At 63.3% G+C, this 16,562-nt stretch carries 14 protein-coding genes and 1 pseudogene; 10 read left to right on the top strand and 5 right to left on the bottom strand.

Annotated features, from left to right (window positions below; all coding sequences use genetic code 11):
- Nucleotides 1–39 precede the first annotated feature (39 nt).
- Nucleotides 40–1,554 (top strand): MFS transporter, encoded by a 1,515-nt coding sequence (locus ACQY39_RS21510; RefSeq protein WP_428509720.1) that lies wholly within the window; start codon nt 40–42, stop codon nt 1,552–1,554.
- 190 nt (nt 1,555–1,744) lie between these two features.
- Nucleotides 1,745–2,368, top strand: coding sequence for a tyrosine-type recombinase/integrase (locus tag ACQY39_RS21505; protein ID WP_428509718.1), 624 nt, complete (start codon nt 1,745–1,747; stop codon nt 2,366–2,368).
- Between the two features lie 142 nt (nt 2,369–2,510).
- Here ACQY39_RS21505 and ACQY39_RS21500 read toward each other — a convergent pair whose 3' ends face one another.
- A complete protein-coding gene (locus tag ACQY39_RS21500; protein ID WP_428506326.1) occupies nt 2,511–3,671 on the bottom strand; it encodes an IS30 family transposase in 1,161 nt (386 codons plus the stop codon).
- Between the two features lie 219 nt (nt 3,672–3,890).
- Between ACQY39_RS21500 and ACQY39_RS21495 the strand changes: the two genes are divergently transcribed.
- On the top strand, nt 3,891–4,784 hold the full coding sequence (locus tag ACQY39_RS21495; RefSeq protein ID WP_428509714.1) for a PhzF family phenazine biosynthesis protein: 894 nt from the start codon (nt 3,891–3,893) through the stop codon (nt 4,782–4,784).
- A gap of 54 nt (nt 4,785–4,838) precedes the next feature.
- On the opposite strand, the gene ACQY39_RS21490 is transcribed toward ACQY39_RS21495, so the two are convergent.
- On the bottom strand, nt 4,839–5,447 hold the full coding sequence (locus ACQY39_RS21490; protein ID WP_428509712.1) for a short chain dehydrogenase: 609 nt from the start codon (nt 5,445–5,447) through the stop codon (nt 4,839–4,841).
- A 92-nt stretch (nt 5,448–5,539) separates the two neighbouring features.
- Here ACQY39_RS21490 and ACQY39_RS21485 point away from each other — a divergent pair, with 92 nt between their 5' ends.
- The gene (locus tag ACQY39_RS21485) at nt 5,540–6,430 is read left to right on the top strand and encodes a LysR family transcriptional regulator (RefSeq protein WP_133699759.1); all 891 of its coding nucleotides are present in this window, start codon (nt 5,540–5,542) and stop codon (nt 6,428–6,430) included.
- Between the two features lie 134 nt (nt 6,431–6,564).
- Nucleotides 6,565–7,545: pseudogene (locus tag ACQY39_RS21480) on the top strand (IS481 family transposase).
- Between the two features lie 834 nt (nt 7,546–8,379).
- On the opposite strand, the gene ACQY39_RS21475 reads toward ACQY39_RS21480, so the two are convergent.
- Complete coding sequence (locus ACQY39_RS21475; protein ID WP_428509710.1) at nt 8,380–9,243, bottom strand: HDOD domain-containing protein; 864 nt, start codon at nt 9,241–9,243, stop codon at nt 8,380–8,382.
- A 127-nt stretch (nt 9,244–9,370) separates the two neighbouring features.
- On the opposite strand from ACQY39_RS21475, the gene ACQY39_RS21470 reads away from it, so the two are divergent.
- Nucleotides 9,371–10,120, top strand: coding sequence for a transglutaminase-like cysteine peptidase (locus ACQY39_RS21470; protein ID WP_428509708.1), 750 nt, complete (start codon nt 9,371–9,373; stop codon nt 10,118–10,120).
- A gap of 53 nt (nt 10,121–10,173) precedes the next feature.
- Nucleotides 10,174–12,126: a bifunctional diguanylate cyclase/phosphodiesterase gene (locus ACQY39_RS21465; protein WP_428509706.1), complete on the top strand. Its 1,953-nt coding sequence runs from the start codon at nt 10,174–10,176 to the stop codon at nt 12,124–12,126.
- 3 nt (nt 12,127–12,129) lie between these two features.
- Here ACQY39_RS21465 and ACQY39_RS21460 read toward each other — a convergent pair whose 3' ends face one another.
- A complete protein-coding gene (locus tag ACQY39_RS21460; protein ID WP_428509704.1) occupies nt 12,130–12,693 on the bottom strand; it encodes an NUDIX hydrolase in 564 nt (187 codons plus the stop codon).
- Between the two features lie 41 nt (nt 12,694–12,734).
- Here ACQY39_RS21460 and maiA point away from each other — a divergent pair, with 41 nt between their 5' ends.
- Both maiA and pgeF read left to right on the top strand, forming a co-directional pair.
- The gene (maiA, locus tag ACQY39_RS21455; protein WP_428509702.1) at nt 12,735–13,367 is read left to right on the top strand and encodes a maleylacetoacetate isomerase; all 633 of its coding nucleotides are present in this window, start codon (nt 12,735–12,737) and stop codon (nt 13,365–13,367) included.
- A gap of 1 nt (nt 13,368) precedes the next feature.
- Nucleotides 13,369–14,151 (top strand): peptidoglycan editing factor PgeF, encoded by a 783-nt coding sequence (gene pgeF, locus ACQY39_RS21450; protein ID WP_428509700.1) that lies wholly within the window; start codon nt 13,369–13,371, stop codon nt 14,149–14,151.
- Here pgeF and ACQY39_RS21445 read toward each other — a convergent pair.
- Nucleotides 14,083–14,415, bottom strand: a complete 333-nt coding sequence (locus tag ACQY39_RS21445) for a hypothetical protein (RefSeq protein ID WP_428509697.1) — start codon at nt 14,413–14,415, stop codon at nt 14,083–14,085. The genes pgeF and ACQY39_RS21445 overlap by 69 nt on opposite strands.
- Nucleotides 14,416–14,775: 360 nt before the next feature.
- Here ACQY39_RS21445 and phaC point away from each other — a divergent pair, with 360 nt between their 5' ends.
- A complete protein-coding gene (gene phaC / locus ACQY39_RS21440) occupies nt 14,776–16,476 on the top strand; it encodes a class I poly(R)-hydroxyalkanoic acid synthase (RefSeq protein WP_428510901.1) in 1,701 nt (566 codons plus the stop codon).
- Nucleotides 16,477–16,562: the final 86 nt, after the last annotated feature.

Genomic DNA, 16,562 nt, shown 5'->3' with positions numbered 1-16,562 from the left:
TTAGCGCTTCCAATCAAATCGACACGGGAAGAAACAGGAATGCTTGACGCACAGAAGAATCTCACCACCGGCTTCCTGATCTTGCTCAGCCTGCCAGCTGCGGCCATCGGGTTTTGCCTGTCGGCCGGCATTGCCTCGACCACCTGGCTCCTCAGCACGCGATATGGCCTGCATATCGACAACATCGCCCTGATCTGGTTGGCTGGTCCTTTGATGGGCCTGCTGGTACAGCCGATTGTTGGCGCCCTCAGCGACCGTACCTGGCTCCTCAATGGTCGCCGCAGGCCCTATCTGCTGGTCGGCGGCATTGCCGGGGCGGTGTCCATGTTCGCCATGCTCAAGCTGGACAGAATTGCCACCTCGACCGGTCTCAGCCTGCTTGTCATAGCGGTGGTCGTGGCCCTGCTTTGTGATCTGAGCACCAACGTCACGTTCAACCCCGCGCGCTCACTGGTGGCCGACCTGACACCCGAGGGGCCGGATCGGGTTCGTGGCTACTCGTGGATGCAGACGGTGTCCGGCTTCTTTGGCATCAGCGCGTACATGATTTCCCTTGTCCTGGGGAACGAGGCGCTGATCCTCATCACCGTCGCGGTGACCTTTGCGTTTTCGGTCCTGCCGATGCTCTTCATTCGGGAGTTCGCCGCGCCAGACAAGCGACTCGCGCCGCCTGAGTCTGCAGCGGTTTCCCGCGAACACGCGACAGGCAATGACGCATTCAAAGCGCTATTGCCCATGAGTGCCTTCATGTTCTATGGCATCTTCATCGCGGTCGACAAGCTGGTCTTCGATGGCGCCCTGGCCGATGTCTCGGTTCCGCTGTTCATCTTGGCTGTTGGCATCACGCTGGCCTGGGGGGCGGCCATCGTCTGGCGAGCACGCGCCAATCCGTCGAGCGAGCTTCGGCTCCGCAAGATTTTGCTCGGCCACGGTTTTGCATGGTTGGGGGTGCAGGGCATGTTCGTCATGGCCTTCTTCTTCGTGCGGGACTTCGTCGTGCCGAACACCGCCCCTGGATCCGTGTTGGCCAATGCATTTCTGCGCCTGGCCCATGGCGCCGAGCCGACGGCCGGCGATACGGCCGGCAATATCCTGTCCCTGGGCTTCCTGCTGCTGAACGTCGTGGGCGCGCTGCTGCCCATCCTGCTGCTCAAGCCGCTGTGTGCGCGATGGGACAAGGTACTGGTGCACCGGTCCGCTATGGGGCTGATGGCCGTGGGCTACCTGCTGGTTTCGATGGGTGCCAACGGAGAGATTTTCTACTACGCGGGCATGCTCATGTGCGGCATTGGCTGGTCGTCACTGATCTCGATCGTGTTCGCCATCTTCTCCGAATCCGTGAACTCGGACGAAATGGGCGTCAGCATGGGCGTGTTCAATTCCAGCCTCGTCTTGCCGGCTCTTGCTGTTCCCGGGCTCCTGAAACTTTCCGACGCCCTTGGGCACCATCGGTGGATGTTTGTCCTTTTTGCCTTGTGCCTGGCCGTGTCCTTTGCCTTTTGGTGCACGGTATCTGATCGGACATCAGCTGACGGCGTACAACAAGGACCGTGAGAGTTGTAAACGGTGTGCCCAATTCCAGCCAGTCGCCAATGCCAACTATTGGCCGGCAGGGTGAGTAGCTACCCGAGCCAGTAAGCGGCCCTCGGCCCGGTCCACGACAGGGTTAGGGTTGACCCAAGGCAAGGGCTCCGCTGGGGAGTAGGCGCATCTTGTGTGGCCCTCAACTCGATGGGAGACCATCATGGGCAACACAGGCGGCAACGCTCTTCGCGAGCCGTGGAACAAGGGCAAGATCGTCGGGCAGAAGGCCCCGTTCAAGCTTAAGGACATCTGGGCGCTCCGCGTCCGCTTCCAGATGGAGCACCGGGTGCGCGAGCTCGCGCTGTTCAACCTGGGCATCGACAGCAAGCTGCGTGGGTGCGATCTCGTCGCACTGAAGGTTCGAGATGTTTGTCATGGAGACCAGGTTGCGACGCGCGCCATCGTCCTGCAGCACAAGACCCAACGCCCGGTCCAGTTCGAGATCACTCCGGCCACCCGGGATGCCTTGCAGGCGTGGATCAAGCAGGCCGGCCTGAAGTCGGATGACTTCATCTTCCCCAGCCGGCTCCACGGCTCACCACACCTCGGTACCCGCCAGTACGCCCGGATCCTCGGGCACTGGGTCGACGAGCTTGGCCTAGACCGCGCCGACTACGGGACACACTCGATGCGCCGGACGAAGGCGACGCTGATCTACCGGCGCACCAAGAACCTGCGCGCCGTGCAGCTTCTGCTGGGCCATTCCAAGCTGGAGTCGACAGTTCGATACCTCGGCATCGAGGTTGATGACGCGCTTGAGATCTCTGAGCAAACAGAGATCTGATCCAGCAGGCCGCTGGCCACCCGCGTAAGGCGGACGTGGCCAGCTGCGAACGGCTGCTGTCTGACGTGCTGCCGGACTCACGCGGTCGGCCATCAGCGGCCATCTGATGCTCGAACTCGAATGGCTCTTGAAGGCGGCGGATTCAACCGGTCGTCGCAACACATTCGCTGAATCTCTCAGCGGGCGTTTGGAAGCCGAGCGTCTTGCGCGGCCTCTCGTTCAATTGTCTGGCGATCGCGTTGAGTTGGTGTTGTGAGTAGCCCGAGATGTCGATGCCTTTGGGTAGGTACTGCCTGAGCAGCCCATTGGTGTTCTCGTTGCTACCTCGCTGCCAAGGGCTTTGCGGGTCACAGAAGTAGACCTGAATATCGGTGGCCATGGTGAATCGCTTGTGCCCATGCATCTCCGTGCCTCGGTCCCATGTGAGCGACTTGTAGAGCTCCTGCGGCAGCTTGCGGGCATGCTTGATAAGCGCGTTGACGACCGTCTGCGAGTCCTTGCCTTCCAGCTTCACCAGCATCACGTATCGCGTCTGGCGCTCGACCAGCGTCGCGATCTGGCTGTTGCTGCTGCCGAAGACCAGGTCTCCTTCCCAATGGCCAGGCACCGCCCGGTCCTCGATTGACGCGGGCCGCTCGCTGATCGAGACCGCGTCGACGATCTGGCCATGAATCGCGGTCTTCTGCGTGTATGAGCGAGAGCGCCGCATGCCGCGCGTGCGCCGCAGGTGCTCCAGCAACTCCTTCTTCAAGGCACCGCGCGCTTGAATGAACAGGCTGCGGTAGATCGTCTCGTGTGACACGTGAAAACTGTGGTCGTTCGGATAAGTATGCTGGAGCCGGCCCGCAATTTGCTCGGGCGACCAGAGCTTACGAAGCATGTCAGCCACGATGCCAGCCAAAGCCCGGTTCTTGGCAAGCTTACAGAGCTTCGGTCGAAGGGCCCGCTCCCACGCAGCTTGGTCGGCCAGGGCTGCGCGATAGCCATCCTGCCCGCCGTTGCGGCTGACTTCTCGGCTGATCGTCGACGGCGCCCTTCCGAGTTGGGCAGCGATCGAACGCATTGAATGCCCGGCCATCAGCGCCCGCGAGATCTCCTCTCGCTCCTCCAGCGTCAACGCACTTGCGCAGCGCTGCCGCTCGGGCGGTCGAATACCACCGGTCTTCGAAAGAATGCCATGGATCGACGTGTGCGGCCGGTCGAACAGCTTGCCAATCTCATGAAGCGTCCAACCCTCCTTCCAACGTTCCCACATCAATGCCTTCTGGGTGGCCGTGTAGTACGTACGAGTCCGGTACTTCATCTGCAACACTCCTTCTGCTCAAGCAGTGGTTAGTGTGTTGCATTGACCGGTTGAATCCGCCGCGGAAAGCGGACTCCAATGTCAGACTGGCGCGGCCCAGGATGAAGCTCGCTGGTCGGGGTTTCGCGGCAGACTCCGGTTCGACTTACAGCGCAGTTACGACAAACGAGCCTCGGGGCAATTCATGACATCCCCTTCGAACCTCGATACTCCAAGCTGATGACTGATACCCCACCCCACCCATTGAGCCATTCCTACGCCGTCGTCGATGTATTCAATGGCACGGCATTCAAGGGGAATGCCGTGGGTGTTGTCTTCGATGCAGATAACCTCTCCGATGTCGAGATGCTGTCCTTCACGCGATGGACCAATCTCAGCGAGGCGGTTTTCGTACTGACGGCTACGGATCCCCTGGCTGACTACCGCCTTCGCATCTTCTCTTCGCTGCACGAGCTTGACTTTGCAGGTCATCCAACACTGGGTGCCTGCCATGCCTGGTTGGAGAAGACCGGGCATCAGGCTCTGCGCGACTACGTGCAGCAGTGTGGTGTCGGCCTGGTGACTTTGCGGCGCTCGGTCGAGGGGCTTGCCTTCAGAGCCCCGCCTCTCATCAGGTCTGGGCTCATTGACGCGTCGTTGCTGGAGCGGGTGTCTTCCGGGTTGAGACTTCAGGCTGTCGGGGCGCGCCTGGTGTCTGCCCAATGGGTGGACAACGGTGCTGGTTGGCTCGCCCTGATGATCGATGATCGCGACAAGTTGCTGGCCCTGAAACCCGATTTCGCTCAACTTGATGGGCTGGCCATCGGCGTTTCGGCACCGTGGCGCAGTCCGCCGTGCGACGGCGAGGTCGACTTCGAACTCCGCGCGTTCATCGCAGGCGACAGCTTGCCCGAGGATCCGGCAACGGGCAGTCTTGCAGCGGGCATTGCCCAGTGGTTCGCACAGACCGGTCAAGCACCCAGCTCCTACACGTTCAGCCAAGGCACTGCTCTGGATCGTCCCTGCCGGATTCGCGTTTCGACCATGACTGATGGCATCTGGATCGGCGGTGCGACAAAGACATTGATACGCGGACAGGTGCAGTTCCCAGGCTCAGTTGCAACTCGTGGATGAAGATCTCGGGATTGAAATGCCTTGACCAGCCATCAATAAAGCGAGGGCGCTTTGTCAGGCGTCGACGAATATCACCTTGCCGGTGATGAAACCATCAACCGAACGCTCAAAGGCTTTGCCTACCAGCGCGCTGGGTACCGGCTGGAAACCTGGCATCATTTCCCCGTATACATCCCATGCCTCCTCGAGAACTGTAGGGTTGACGACGTTGATGCGAATTTGGCGTGGAAGCTCGTGCGCTACGCATTGTACGAAGGTGTCGATCGCGCCGCTCGTGGTTGCGTCCGCGATGGCCATGGGAATGGGTTTGACATTGAGAATGCCCGAAATCAGCGTAAACGAGCCGCCGTCTTTGATGTAGTTCAGACCCACATTTACTAGATTGATCTGGCCGACCATCTTGCTCTGGATAGTCGTGTCCCACTGCTCATCGGTCATTTCGCTGAAGTTGGCGTATTCGCAGTAGCCTACGGTATTGACGACGGCGTCGAACGACCCGACTTTTTCGAACAACGCCCTGATCGACGCCTTGCTGGTGATGTCGACCTTGTGGTCGCAGCCTGTGCCTGAGCGACTGGCGGTGATGACATTGTGCTTCTTGAGGCCTGTCATAGCGGCTTGGCCCATATGCCCTTGGGCGCCAATCAGAATTACAGTTTTCATAGAAATGCTTGGTTAAATGCTTGGGAACCGGTACTTTAGGCACCCACGGATACAATGACAATCACGATTGGCTTGTATGAGATACAACTCAAATGACAGAAAGAATCGATGTAAGGCACATGCGGGTTTTGCTTCATCTCGTGCGCGAGAAAAACGTTTCTCGCGTTGCTGAGCGACTTGAGATATCGCAACAGGCGGTCAGCAATTACCTTAAGCGCTTGCGTGAAGTCTTTCCCTATGAGTTATTCCTGCGGCAGAGCGCAGGCCTACAGCCAACCGACTACGCGTATGAACTAGCAGCCAAATTCGAAAAAATAATAGAAGAGGTCGACGGTGTTTTCAATTCATTCCCATTCGATCCTGTAACGAGCGAGTACGTGTTCAGGGTCATCGCAAATGAATATGCACAACTGTCTATCATTCCGTCGCTCTCGCTGCTCATGCGCAAACGCGCAGCCGGGGTGAAGCTTGAAGTCATTGACTTCAATCCTACTCAACATACCAAAATGCTGGAGCAAGGGGAGGCTGATCTGGTGATTGGTTTTTCTGACTACGTCGATTCAGGACTGGTACGAAAAACGCTGCGACGCGATCATTACTGCTGTGTCGCCCGGGAAGATTCGATTCTCTCTCGGCAAATAAAAGAGCTAGGCGATGTGTCTTCCCATCCCCATGTGGATTTCGCCAGCGGTGTAGGCAATTTGGGAAGCCGATTGGATGATTTCCTTGGCGCCCAGAAGGTGAGTCGCACCGTGATTGCCACTTTGCCCTGCTACACGTCTCTGCAGGCGTTTATGCGCGTGAACGACACATTAGCTTTTGTACCCTCAGCAATTGCCGCCGCTGGAGGCTTTCAGGTGATGGATATAGACATGTCTTCCCTGAGTTTTAATGTGGTTATGGGGCGGCATCGCAGAGCTTTGGGTAGTGCAGCCGGAGATTGGCTTGCCCGAGTGGTCGAAGAACTGGCCGCGTCGACTTAGTTACAAGTCACGCAGGGGATGCAGCGTATTTGTCGAGTCCCGGATGACTGGCTCCTCGGCGGACGATATGCGATCCTTGTGGGCCGGGAGGTCCTGAAGGGCCTTCTGGCAGACTTGAACCAGCGGAGGGCACGATGCTGATCAGCTTGCACAAGAACGCTACGACGACGCCTGCGACACGCTTGGCGATCCAGCCGGCCCACGGCACTGAGACCGAATTGGCGTAGCGCTTCGGTGTCGGCAAATTCACGATCCGCAAGTGGCGCAAGCGCAGCACGGTCGAGGATGGCAGCCACACACCTCACCGGCTGCAGACCACGCTCAATGCCGGCCAGGAGGAGATCGTCGTCTATCTGCGCACGCACCTGCGCCTGTCGCTGGACGACCTGCTGGCGGTGGTGCGGGAGTTCATCGAGCCGGCGATGAGCCGCTCTGCGCTGGACCGGCTGCTGCGTCGGCGTGGCGTCAACCGCTTGCCCGAGCCCGAAGTCGAGAAGACCCAGGTCAAGAGCTTTAAAGCCTACGAGCCGGGCTACGTCCACATGGACGTGAAGTACCTGCCCCAGATGGAAGACGAGGCAGATAGGCGCTACGTGTTCGTGGCCATCGACCGGGCCACGCGCTGGGTGTTCATCGCCATCAAGAGCAAGAAGACCGCCGCAGTAGCGCGCTCGTTCCTCAATGCCTTGCACAAGGCTGCGCCGTTCAAGATCAAGACGCTGCTGACTGACAACGGGCGCGAGTTCACCGATCGTGCATTTGGTCGGCGCGAGAAGGACGCCAGCGGGGAACACGAGTTCGACGCGCTGTGCCTAGCACTGGACATCGATCACCGACTGACCAAGCCCAAACACCCCCAGACCAACGGCATGGTCGAGCGCTTCAATGGGCGCTTGGCCCAGGTGCTCAAGACGCACCGCTTCAACAGCGCACATGATCTGGAGACGACGCTGCACCGCTTCGTCTGGCTCTACAACGAGCATCTGCCCCAGCGCGCTCTGGACCTGAACACGCCGATCCAGGCGCTCAAGAAATGGCAAGTCAGCCATCCAGACTTATTCGCCAAGAGGGTGGTCAATCACCCGGGACCTGACACGTATTGCTTCAATGCTTAAGTTGGTGATTCAGAGTCGCATCGCCGCGACCGTCTTTCGCCATTGAAGGGGTGACAAGCCAACTGGGCTTGATTCGCGCTAGATGACGGGTTTCAATGCACTGCTGTCATCGCCTCTCCCATGCCGAATGGCTCTGGCGGGTCGGGAGTTCCAGTTCGCCAAAGGGGACAGCGGTCGTTCAGGCGCCCCCGGTGGGCCTCGGCGCTTGGAATGTCGGCTGCACATCCATCAGCGGTCATTGGGCATGCGCGATCAGCGCCGGCCCGATGACTGCTGCGTGGCCGTGACCGTGCATTGCGGTCGCGTCGACCACCGACCGCAACCGCTGCAGTGCCGTCCTCCACAAAGAAACTCGGACGTCGACTCCGGGCACATTGCCGCCGTCCATTCCTGGCGCTTGAACGACTGGAATCGCCGAAAGCGGCCAGCCGGCGCCTCCTTGCTTAGCGCCACCTAGTTCAAGGTTTGGACTTCTCCAACTCTAGGCAAGCACCTGGGATGCCAGCCCGCTGGCCGTCTTGGGTTCGACTGACGAAGGCCGCAGGGCGCGGGGGGGGGGGGCACGGCCTTGCTAGATATCAGCGCCGTAGGCAAGGATGTGAGGGCGCCAAGCACCCGCCGCACGCTCCAGACCTCGCCACGACATGACTTTCCAAACACACGGCACACCGCACGTAATCGTTGTTGCTCATCCATAGCAGCGCCGTGGCGCGCGTCGTGCTGACTTCGGCGCGACGAGGGAGTACAGGCCACGGAACGGACTTCCTGTACGTGAGTCCTATGCGAACCCGACCAATAAGGGATGGCAGTCGCTCAGCAGAAAGCCGACAAGCTTCAGGCTTGATCGAGCATGGGGCGCAAGAGATCGTCCCAATGCTCCAGATCATCGAGGTTGATGTGCAACCAGTCGAGGGCGGCCTGGTGGTGCTGGACCCAATCGGCGTCGTCGCCAAGGCCTTCGTGCTGGCGCATCAGATGTTCGGCCACCAGGCCGGCCGCCACCAGGGTGTGGACCTCGGGTTCGATGCCGGAGTGGCCCAGGGACTGCAGGTCGTGGTGCAGGCGGATGGCGGCCATCAGCTCAGGCGCCATATTCCAGGCGCGCGCCAGCAGCGCACCGGCCACGGCGTGGTCGCTGCGGTGGTTGGCGTTCTCGGTGGCGATGTAGCTGCGGTCGATGCGCGCGGCGGCCTCCACCATGGTGCTGCCATAGCCGCGCAGGCTCTGCAGCAGCACCGGCATGCCGATGTGGCAGAACAGGCCGTAGGTGTGAGCCAGGTCGGGTGAGAGCCCCGGCAGCTGGCGGGCGATGAAGGCGCAGGCCAGGGCGCGCTTGGTCGAGCGTTCCCAAAAGCGGGCCAGGTGCGGGCTGTTGACGGGAATGGCGTGGCGCAGCAGAAAGCCGGTCATCACGGCCGCGGTCTCATCGAGGCCGATGCGGGTCATTGCCTGGCCCACGGTCGTGCAGGGCATGCCGTCGGCAATGTGCAGGGGGCTGTTGGCGATGCGCAGCAGAGTGGCCGACATGGCGACATCGCTGGCGGCGATGCGGGCGATTTCGTTAAGGTCGGGTTCGGCCTCGTTCATGGCCTTCTGCAGGCGGGCCAGCAACTCGGGGCAGGGCGGGATGATGATCTGTTTGAGCACACCGGTGGCGCGGGACTTGTCAATTTCTTGGCGGATTGAAGCAGTGCTCATGAACTGGGGGGCGATTTGGCGCCTGTGCTGGCGCCGGGAGGCAGGTGCAAGGGTTACAGTCTTCCGAATTATCGGCACAGGCCGGCTCACCTGAACCTCATTTCTCTCTCACGAGGCGCCCCGACGCATGCAATTTTGCGTATGCAGCCCCACTGTCGATTGGCCGCCTGCAGCGCTGTCCGCGCCACGCTTGGCGGCTGGGGTGGTTCGCCGTGCGCGGTTCTGGGCCCGACCGGCGGCTTTGCTGCTGTCCCTGGCCATGCTGGGCCTGCCGGTGCTGGCGCCCGAGCCGGCACAGGCTTTGGACCGTCAACAGGTGCTCGATGCGGCGGCGCGCTTCGGCCCGCGTACCGTCGGCGAAGCCCAGCAGTTGCTGCAGATGATCGAGCGAGCCGGGGCGGTCGAAGAGCTGCCGCGCCTGAGCTTGGTCAACAGCTTCGTCAACAAGCGCCTGGCATTCCGTGATGACACCGAGGTATGGGGTGGGGCTGATTTCTGGGCCAGCCCGCTGGAGAGCCTGGACAAGGGCCGCGGTGATTGCGAGGACTACGCCATCGCCAAGTACTTCAGCCTGCTCAACAGCGGCACGCCGGTGGCCAAGCTGCGCATGGTCTATGTCCGCGCCCAGCTGGGCGGCCGCACCCTGGCCCATATGGTGTTGGCCTACTACGCCGAGCCCGGCGCCGAGCCGCTGATCCTGGACAACCTCCTGCCCGAGGTGAAGCCGGCCTCGCAGCGCACGGATTTGCAGCCGGTCTTCAGCTTCAATGGCGAGGGACTGTGGCAGGGTGTCGGTGCCACGTCGGCCGGCGACCCGCTGGCACGGCTCTCACAATGGCGCGACCTGCTTAGCAAAGCCCGGGCGGAAGGGTTCTGAATCACCATGACCATGAATACGAACGAACATATCCCTTTGCGGAGGTGCTTCCCATGTCCTTGATGCGTCAAGTCTGGCTGCTGGTGCTGGGCGTGGTTCTCGCCTCCCTGCTGGGCAGCGTCGCGGTCAGCACGGTCTCGACCCGGCAGCTGCTGCAAACCCAGCTGCAGATCAAGAACAGCGACAACGCGGCGGCCCTGGCCCTGGCCCTCTCCCAGCAAGGCGGTGATGCCGAGCTGATGCAGCTGCTGATCTCGGCCCAGTTCGACACCGGCTATTACCAGCGCGTGGCTTGGCGCAAGGCTAACGGTCAGCTGGCCTTCGAGCGTGTCGCCCCGGCCCGTGCCAGCGCTGCCCCGGCCTGGTTTGTTGCGCTCACGCCGATTGCCGTGCAGCCCGGTGTGGCCCAGCTGTCCAGCGGCTGGAATGCCATCGGCTCGGTCGAGGTGCTCAGCCACAGCGCCTATGCGCATGACGAACTTTGGCGCAGCGTCACCCGCATGGCGGCCTTGCTGCTGGGCTTGGGTCTGCTGGCCAGCGTTGGCGCCTACCTGGCCTTGCATCGCATTCGCCGTCCGCTCGACAACGCCGTGGCTCAGGCGCGCGCCGTGATGGAGGGCAATTTCTCCCTGCTCGAGCTGCCCCATGTGCCCGAGCTGCAGCGCCTGACCGAGGCCATGAATGCCATGGTGACGCGCGTCAAGGCCATGTTCGAAGCCCAGGGCGAACAGCTGCAGGCCTTGCGCTTGCAAGCCCATTGCGACCCCTTGACCGGCATGAGCACGCGCAAGCATTTCCTGGCCGAGCTGGAGTCGGCCTTGACGCGCGACGAGGGCCCGGCGCGAGGCGGCCTGGTGCTGCTGCGCCTGCGTGATCTGGCCCTGCTCAATCAGCGTCTGGGCCGGCCGGCGGTCGACCAGGCCTTGCTGACCCTGTCGCGCGCGGTCAAGGCTTACCCGGACCGGGTGCGTGGTTGCCTGGGCGGCCGTCTCAACGGCTCGGACTTCGCGCTCTGGTTGCCCGCTCCCGATGTGGCCGCCGAGACGGCCCAGGCCCTGGCCGATGCCTTGCGTGTCAGCCTGCCCGGTCTGGGCGCGGGCATCCAGGTCTCACTGGGCGCTGTGGATCTGCCGCGTGAACTCAGCCTGGGCCAGTGGTTCGGCGAGGCCGATGCGGCGCTGGCGCGCTCCGAGACCCAGGCTGGCTATGTGGTGGACTTTTTCCGCGGCCCCAATCCAGGAGCGGCCGGCACGGCCGGCGCCGAGGGCGGCAGCAGCGCCCAGGGCGAGCGCGTGTGGCGTGCGCAAATTCTCGACGCACTGAAGGAGCGCCGCGCCCGCCTGAGCCAGTTCCCTCTGCTCGACCGTGAGGGTCAGGTCGTGCATCTGGAATGCCCATTGCAGCTGCAACTGGAGGCCGACGGCCCCTTCGAGCCGGCCACGCGCTGGCTGCCCCTGGCGGTGCGCAGCCGCTTGACGGCCGAGGTGGACCTGCTGGCCGTCAGCTTGGCGCTGGAGGCGATCGCTCGCGACGGCAAGCTGCGCTGCGTCAATATCGCCCCGGCCAGCCTGCTCGACGGCGGCTTTGTCGCGCGCTTGCGCGAGCAGGTCTTCCAGGCGCCGCAAGCCGCCCGCAAGCTGGGCCTGGAGTTGGCCGAGACGGCCGCGGTGCAGCACTTCGATCTCTTGCTGGAGATGGGGCGGCAGCTGCGGCCGCTGGGCGTGAAGCTGGGCTTGGAGCATGCCGGCGCGGGCTTGGCCCAGGTGGACAGGCTCTACCAGGCTGGCTTGGATTATGTGAAGCTCGACGCCTCGGTCGTCAGCGGCGCCTCGGGCGACGCGGCGCGCGCCGCCTTTGTGCGCGGCATGCTGGTCATGCTGCGCAGCCTGGCACTCAAGGTCTACGCCGAAGGTTTGCGCGATGCCATGGATGTGCAGGCGCTCTGGGATTGCGAGCTCGACGGCGTGACGGGCCCCTGGGCGACCGCGCAGGGCGGCAGCGACTGAGCCTCAGTAGCTGATATCGCCGCAGTGGAGCGGGAAACCGTTCCCGGCGCGATGGTCGGCGAAGAAGTGGCGCAAGGTGTCGCGCACGGTCTGGAAGGCGATTTCGTCCCAGGGCAGCTCATGCTCGGCGAACAAGCGCGCTTCCAGCGTTTCCGGGCCGGGGTTGAAGGCGGTGGACAGCAGGCGGGCGCGGTAGAACAGATGGATCTGCCCGGCCTTGACCACATTCATCAGGCCGTAGAGTGGGCCGATCTCGATCTGCGCCCCGGCTTCTTCGTCGGTCTCGCGGATCGCACCTTGCAGCGTGGTCTCGCCCAGTTCCAGGAAACCAGCCGGTAGGGTCCATTTGCCATGGCGCGGCTCGATGGCGCGGCGGCACAGCAGCACTTGCGGAGTGCTGTCCCGATCCCAGACGGGCAGGGTGCCCACCACATTGATGGGGTTCTCGTAATGGACGCTGGCGCAGGCGCTGCAGGTCGCGCGCTCGCGGTTGTCGTCGGCAGGCACCTGGTAGTGCACCTCGGCGCCGCAGCTGGGGCAGAACTTGAAACGTCGGGAGAGCCACATGCAAATCAGTTTATCTGTTTGCCCATGGCATCATCGGTGCCATGGAACTCTTCAACTACTTCCGCTCCTCGGCCTCCTACCGCGTGCGCATCGCGCTGGCGTTGAAAGGCTTGGATTACGACTACCGCGCCGTGCACCTGGCCAAGAACGAGCAGTTCGACCCGGCCTATGCCAGCGCCTCCATGTCCAAGCTCGTGCCCCTGCTGCGCGATGGCGATGCGCTTGTCAGCCAGTCCATGGCCATCATCGAATACCTCGATGAAACCCATCCGCAGCCGCCGCTGTTGCCGGCCGACGCCTTGGGTCGTGCCCAGGTGCGCGCCCTGGCGCAAGACATCGCCTGCGAAATCCATCCGCTGAACAATCTGCGCGTGCTGCGCTATCTGGGCAAGGACCTGGGCCTGGACGAAGACACCAAGAACCGCTGGTACCGCCACTGGGTCGAAAGTGGCCTGGAGGTGGTGGAAATGCGGCTCAAGGCCCATGCCGGCCAGTTCTGCCATGGCGACACGCCGGGCCTGGCCGACTGCCTGTTGGTGCCGCAGATCTTCAATGCCAAGCGGTTCGACTGCCGCCTTGAGCATGTGCCCGAGGTGATGCGTGTGTTCGGCAACTGCATGGCTCTGGACGCCTTCGCCAAGACCCAGCCCTCGGCCTGCCCGGATGCCGAGTGAATTGAGTTCCGCAGCGCTGCACCGCGACTGGCTGCAGCCCGACTGGCAGCTGCCCGCCGCGTGGCCGCGCGTCCGCGCCTTCATGACGACGCGCGCCGGCGGCTGCAGCGATGGCCTGTTCGCCAGCATGAATGTGGGCGCCGCGGTGGGCGACGAGCCCGCCCGGGTGCAGGCCAACCGGAACCATGTGGCCGAGGCTTTGGGTGCGCCGCTGGTGTTCCTGAAGCAGGTGCATGGCGCCGAGGTTCAGCGCCTGAGCCACGACCTTCTGGCGGCCAGCCAGCCGCCGGTCGCCGACGCCAGCGTGTCGGCCACGCCCGGTCTTGGCTGCGCCATCCAGGTGGCGGACTGCCTGCCGGTGCTTTTTGCCGCGCCCGGCGCGGTGGCGGGCGCCCATGCCGGCTGGCGCGGCTTGGCCGGTGGCGTGCTCGAGAACACGGTGGCGGCGCTCTGCGCGGCGGCCGGCTGCGCGCCAGGCGAGCTGCGCGCCTGGCTGGGCCCTTGCATCGGCCCGCAGCAGTTCGAGGTTGGAGCCGAAGTGCTGGCAGCCTTCGGCCGCAGCCCGGCGCAGCCAGGCGGGGAATTCGTCTACCGGGCCAATGCCGCCGGCGAAGCGCGCTGGCTGGCCGATCTGCCGGCCTTGGCGCGCTTGCGCCTGCGTGCCGCCGGGCTCAGCCATATCAGCGGCGGCCACTGGTGCACGCTCAGCGAACCCTCAAGGTTCTTTTCTTACCGGCACGACGCCCGGACCGGCCGCATGGTGGCGGTCATCGGCCTGCTGTGATGCCGATGCACGCGCCAGCGGATCCAGCGGCATGGCCTCGGTCGGCTCCTGCGGGAAATCGAGCTGGGCCTGCAGTTGCTCCTGCTTTTTTCGCGCTGCGCGGCGGCTGGGCGAGCCCAGCACGTACAGCACAATCGAAATCGGCAAGAGGCCGTAGAGAACAAAGGTGATGATGGCGCCCAGCACGCTGCCTTGGCTGCTGGTGGCTTCGGCCAAGGCCATCATCAAGGCAACATAGCCCCAGGCGATTGCGATCAGATACATGAAATGTCATGGCAAGGTAAGCGGGCGAGGGTACAACATTGCGTGCGCTTTCTCACGCGGCCTGATTTCGTGTCTTTGCACGCCAGGGTCTTGGCCAAGGCGTGATCTCAATGTGGAGCCGCGGATCAGCGGCAAAGGATATTCATGAGCACGAAGAAACCGGCCACTCCGGCCAGCCCCGCGCGGAAAGCTGCGGTCAAGAAGGTCCAGGCCAGTGCAGCGCCGGCCGCCAAGAAGGCTGCGGCTCCGCGCCGCCGGCCGGCCCAGGCACCTGCGCCGGCACCAGCGCCGTCGGCTGCGCCAGCTGCTGCCCCCGCAACCGCGGCCCCGGCGGCCGCTCTGCCCGAGCTCGGTGCCGGCATGGCCGGTCTGGGCGAGATGTGGTCCAGCCTGGCCGGCTTGCAGATCCCGGCCCAAGCCCTGAGCGAGCTGCAGAGCAACTATCTCAAGCAGGCCAGCGAACTCTGGAATTCGGCCTTGCCCGGTCTGGGCGCTGGACTGGGTGGCGTGTTTGGTGCCAGCCAAGGGGAAGCCGCCAAAGAGGCCGCGCCAAAGCCCAAACCGCTCGGCGACCGCCGCTTCGCCGCCGAGGCCTGGAGCGCCAACCCGGCCTCCAGCTTCGTTGCCCAGCTCTATTTGCTCAACGCCCGCACCTTGCAGCAGATGGCCGACAAGCTCGAAGGCGAGGCCAAGACGCGCGAACGCATCCGTTTCGCCGTGCAGCAGTTTGTCGATGCCGCCTCGCCCAGCAACTACCTGGCCCTGAACCCCGAGGCGCAGAAGCTGGCGCTGGACACCCAAGGCGAGAGCATCGCCAAGGGCATGCAGCAGCTCTGGGCCGACATCCAGCGCGGCCACCTCTCGCAGACGGACGAGAGCGCCTTCGAAGTCGGCCGCAATGTCGCCACCAGCGAAGGTGCGGTGGTGTTCGAGAACGACTTCTTCCAGCTGATCGAATACAAGCCGCTGACCGCCACCGTCCACGCCCGGCCTTTCCTGCTGGTGCCGCCCTGCATCAACAAGTACTACATCCTCGACCTGCAGCCCGAGAACTCGCTGATCCGCTACGCGGTCGAGCAGGGCCACCGGGTCTTTGTGCTGAGCTGGCGCAACCCCGATGCCTCCTGCGCCGCTTGGACCTGGGATGAGGTGATTGAGAACGCGCCGATCAAGGCCATCGAAGTGGTGCAAGACATCACCGGCGCCGAGCAGATCGACACCCTGGGCTTCTGTGTCGGCGGCACCATCCTGGCCACGGCCTTGGCGGTGCTGGCGGCGCGCGGCCAGCAGCCGGCGTCCAGCCTGACCCTGCTGACCACCTTGATCGATTTCTCCAGCAACGGCGTGCTCGACATCTTCATCGACGAGACCATGGTCAAGATGCGCGAGATGAGCCTGGGCGACAAGAGCATGGGCAACCCCAAGGGCCCGGCCCTGCTCAAGGGCCAGGAGCTGGCCGCCACCTTCAGCTTTCTGCGCCCCAACGACCTGGTCTGGAACTATGTGGTGGGCAACTACCTCAAGGGCGAGGCGCCTCCGGCCTTTGACCTGCTGTACTGGAACGGCGACTCGACCAATATGGCCGGCCCCATGTACTGCTGGTACCTGCGCCACACCTATTTGCAGAACGAGCTGAAGATTCCGGGCCGCCTGATCATCTGCGGCGAGAAGCTGGACCTGGGCCTGATCGAGGCGCCGGTCTACATCTACGGCTCGCGCGAAGACCATATCGTGCCCTGGGACGCTGCCTATCGAAGCACCCAGGTGTTCAAAGGCCCCAAGCGCTTCGTGCTGGGCGCCTCGGGCCATATCGCCGGCGTCATCAACCCGCCGGCCAAGGGCAAGCGCAGCCACTGGCTGGGCAAGACGGCGGCCCTGCCGGCCACCTCGGAGCAGTGGTTCGAGGGCGCGGTCGAGCACCCGGGCAGCTGGTGGACCGACTGGGCCGCCTGGTTGGCGAGCCATGCCGGCCCCAAGGTGGCCGCGCCAAAGGGGCCGGGCAGCCGGCAATACCCGGTGATCGAGCCGGCGCCCGGGCGTTACGTCAAACAGAAAGCCTGAATTCAAACAGGACCGTGTGCCTCTGGCGCCGGTCCTGTTTTTTTGTTCCCGATGCGGAGTGAGCGATTGCCTGCATTTTGAAACCT

It is taken from the genome of Roseateles sp., from assembly GCF_965262435.1.
In the GTDB taxonomy this organism is placed as follows: Bacteria; Pseudomonadota; Gammaproteobacteria; order Burkholderiales; family Burkholderiaceae_C; genus Paucibacter_A.
Note: the sequence above shows the minus strand (reverse complement) of the source record. Positions and strands in the feature narration are given on the sequence as shown.

Excerpts from the sequence above, each read along its gene's own strand:
- ACQY39_RS21510 (WP_428509720.1), top strand. The coding sequence starts at position 40 with ATGCTTGACGCACAGAAGAATCTCACCACCGGCTTCCTGATCTTGCTC.
- ACQY39_RS21505 (WP_428509718.1), top strand. The coding sequence starts at position 1,745 with ATGGGCAACACAGGCGGCAACGCTCTTCGCGAGCCGTGGAACAAGGGC.
- ACQY39_RS21500 (WP_428506326.1), bottom strand. The coding sequence starts at position 3,671 with ATGAAGTACCGGACTCGTACGTACTACACGGCCACCCAGAAGGCATTG.
- ACQY39_RS21495 (WP_428509714.1), top strand. The coding sequence starts at position 3,891 with ATGACTGATACCCCACCCCACCCATTGAGCCATTCCTACGCCGTCGTC.
- ACQY39_RS21490 (WP_428509712.1), bottom strand. The coding sequence starts at position 5,447 with ATGAAAACTGTAATTCTGATTGGCGCCCAAGGGCATATGGGCCAAGCC.
- ACQY39_RS21485 (WP_133699759.1), top strand. The coding sequence starts at position 5,540 with ATGACAGAAAGAATCGATGTAAGGCACATGCGGGTTTTGCTTCATCTC.
- ACQY39_RS21475 (WP_428509710.1), bottom strand. The coding sequence starts at position 9,243 with ATGAGCACTGCTTCAATCCGCCAAGAAATTGACAAGTCCCGCGCCACC.
- ACQY39_RS21470 (WP_428509708.1), top strand. The coding sequence starts at position 9,371 with ATGCAATTTTGCGTATGCAGCCCCACTGTCGATTGGCCGCCTGCAGCG.
- ACQY39_RS21465 (WP_428509706.1), top strand. The coding sequence starts at position 10,174 with ATGTCCTTGATGCGTCAAGTCTGGCTGCTGGTGCTGGGCGTGGTTCTC.
- ACQY39_RS21460 (WP_428509704.1), bottom strand. The coding sequence starts at position 12,693 with ATGTGGCTCTCCCGACGTTTCAAGTTCTGCCCCAGCTGCGGCGCCGAG.
- maiA (WP_428509702.1), top strand. The coding sequence starts at position 12,735 with ATGGAACTCTTCAACTACTTCCGCTCCTCGGCCTCCTACCGCGTGCGC.
- ACQY39_RS21445 (WP_428509697.1), bottom strand. The coding sequence starts at position 14,415 with ATGTATCTGATCGCAATCGCCTGGGGCTATGTTGCCTTGATGATGGCC.
- phaC (WP_428510901.1), top strand. The coding sequence starts at position 14,776 with ATGGCCGGTCTGGGCGAGATGTGGTCCAGCCTGGCCGGCTTGCAGATC.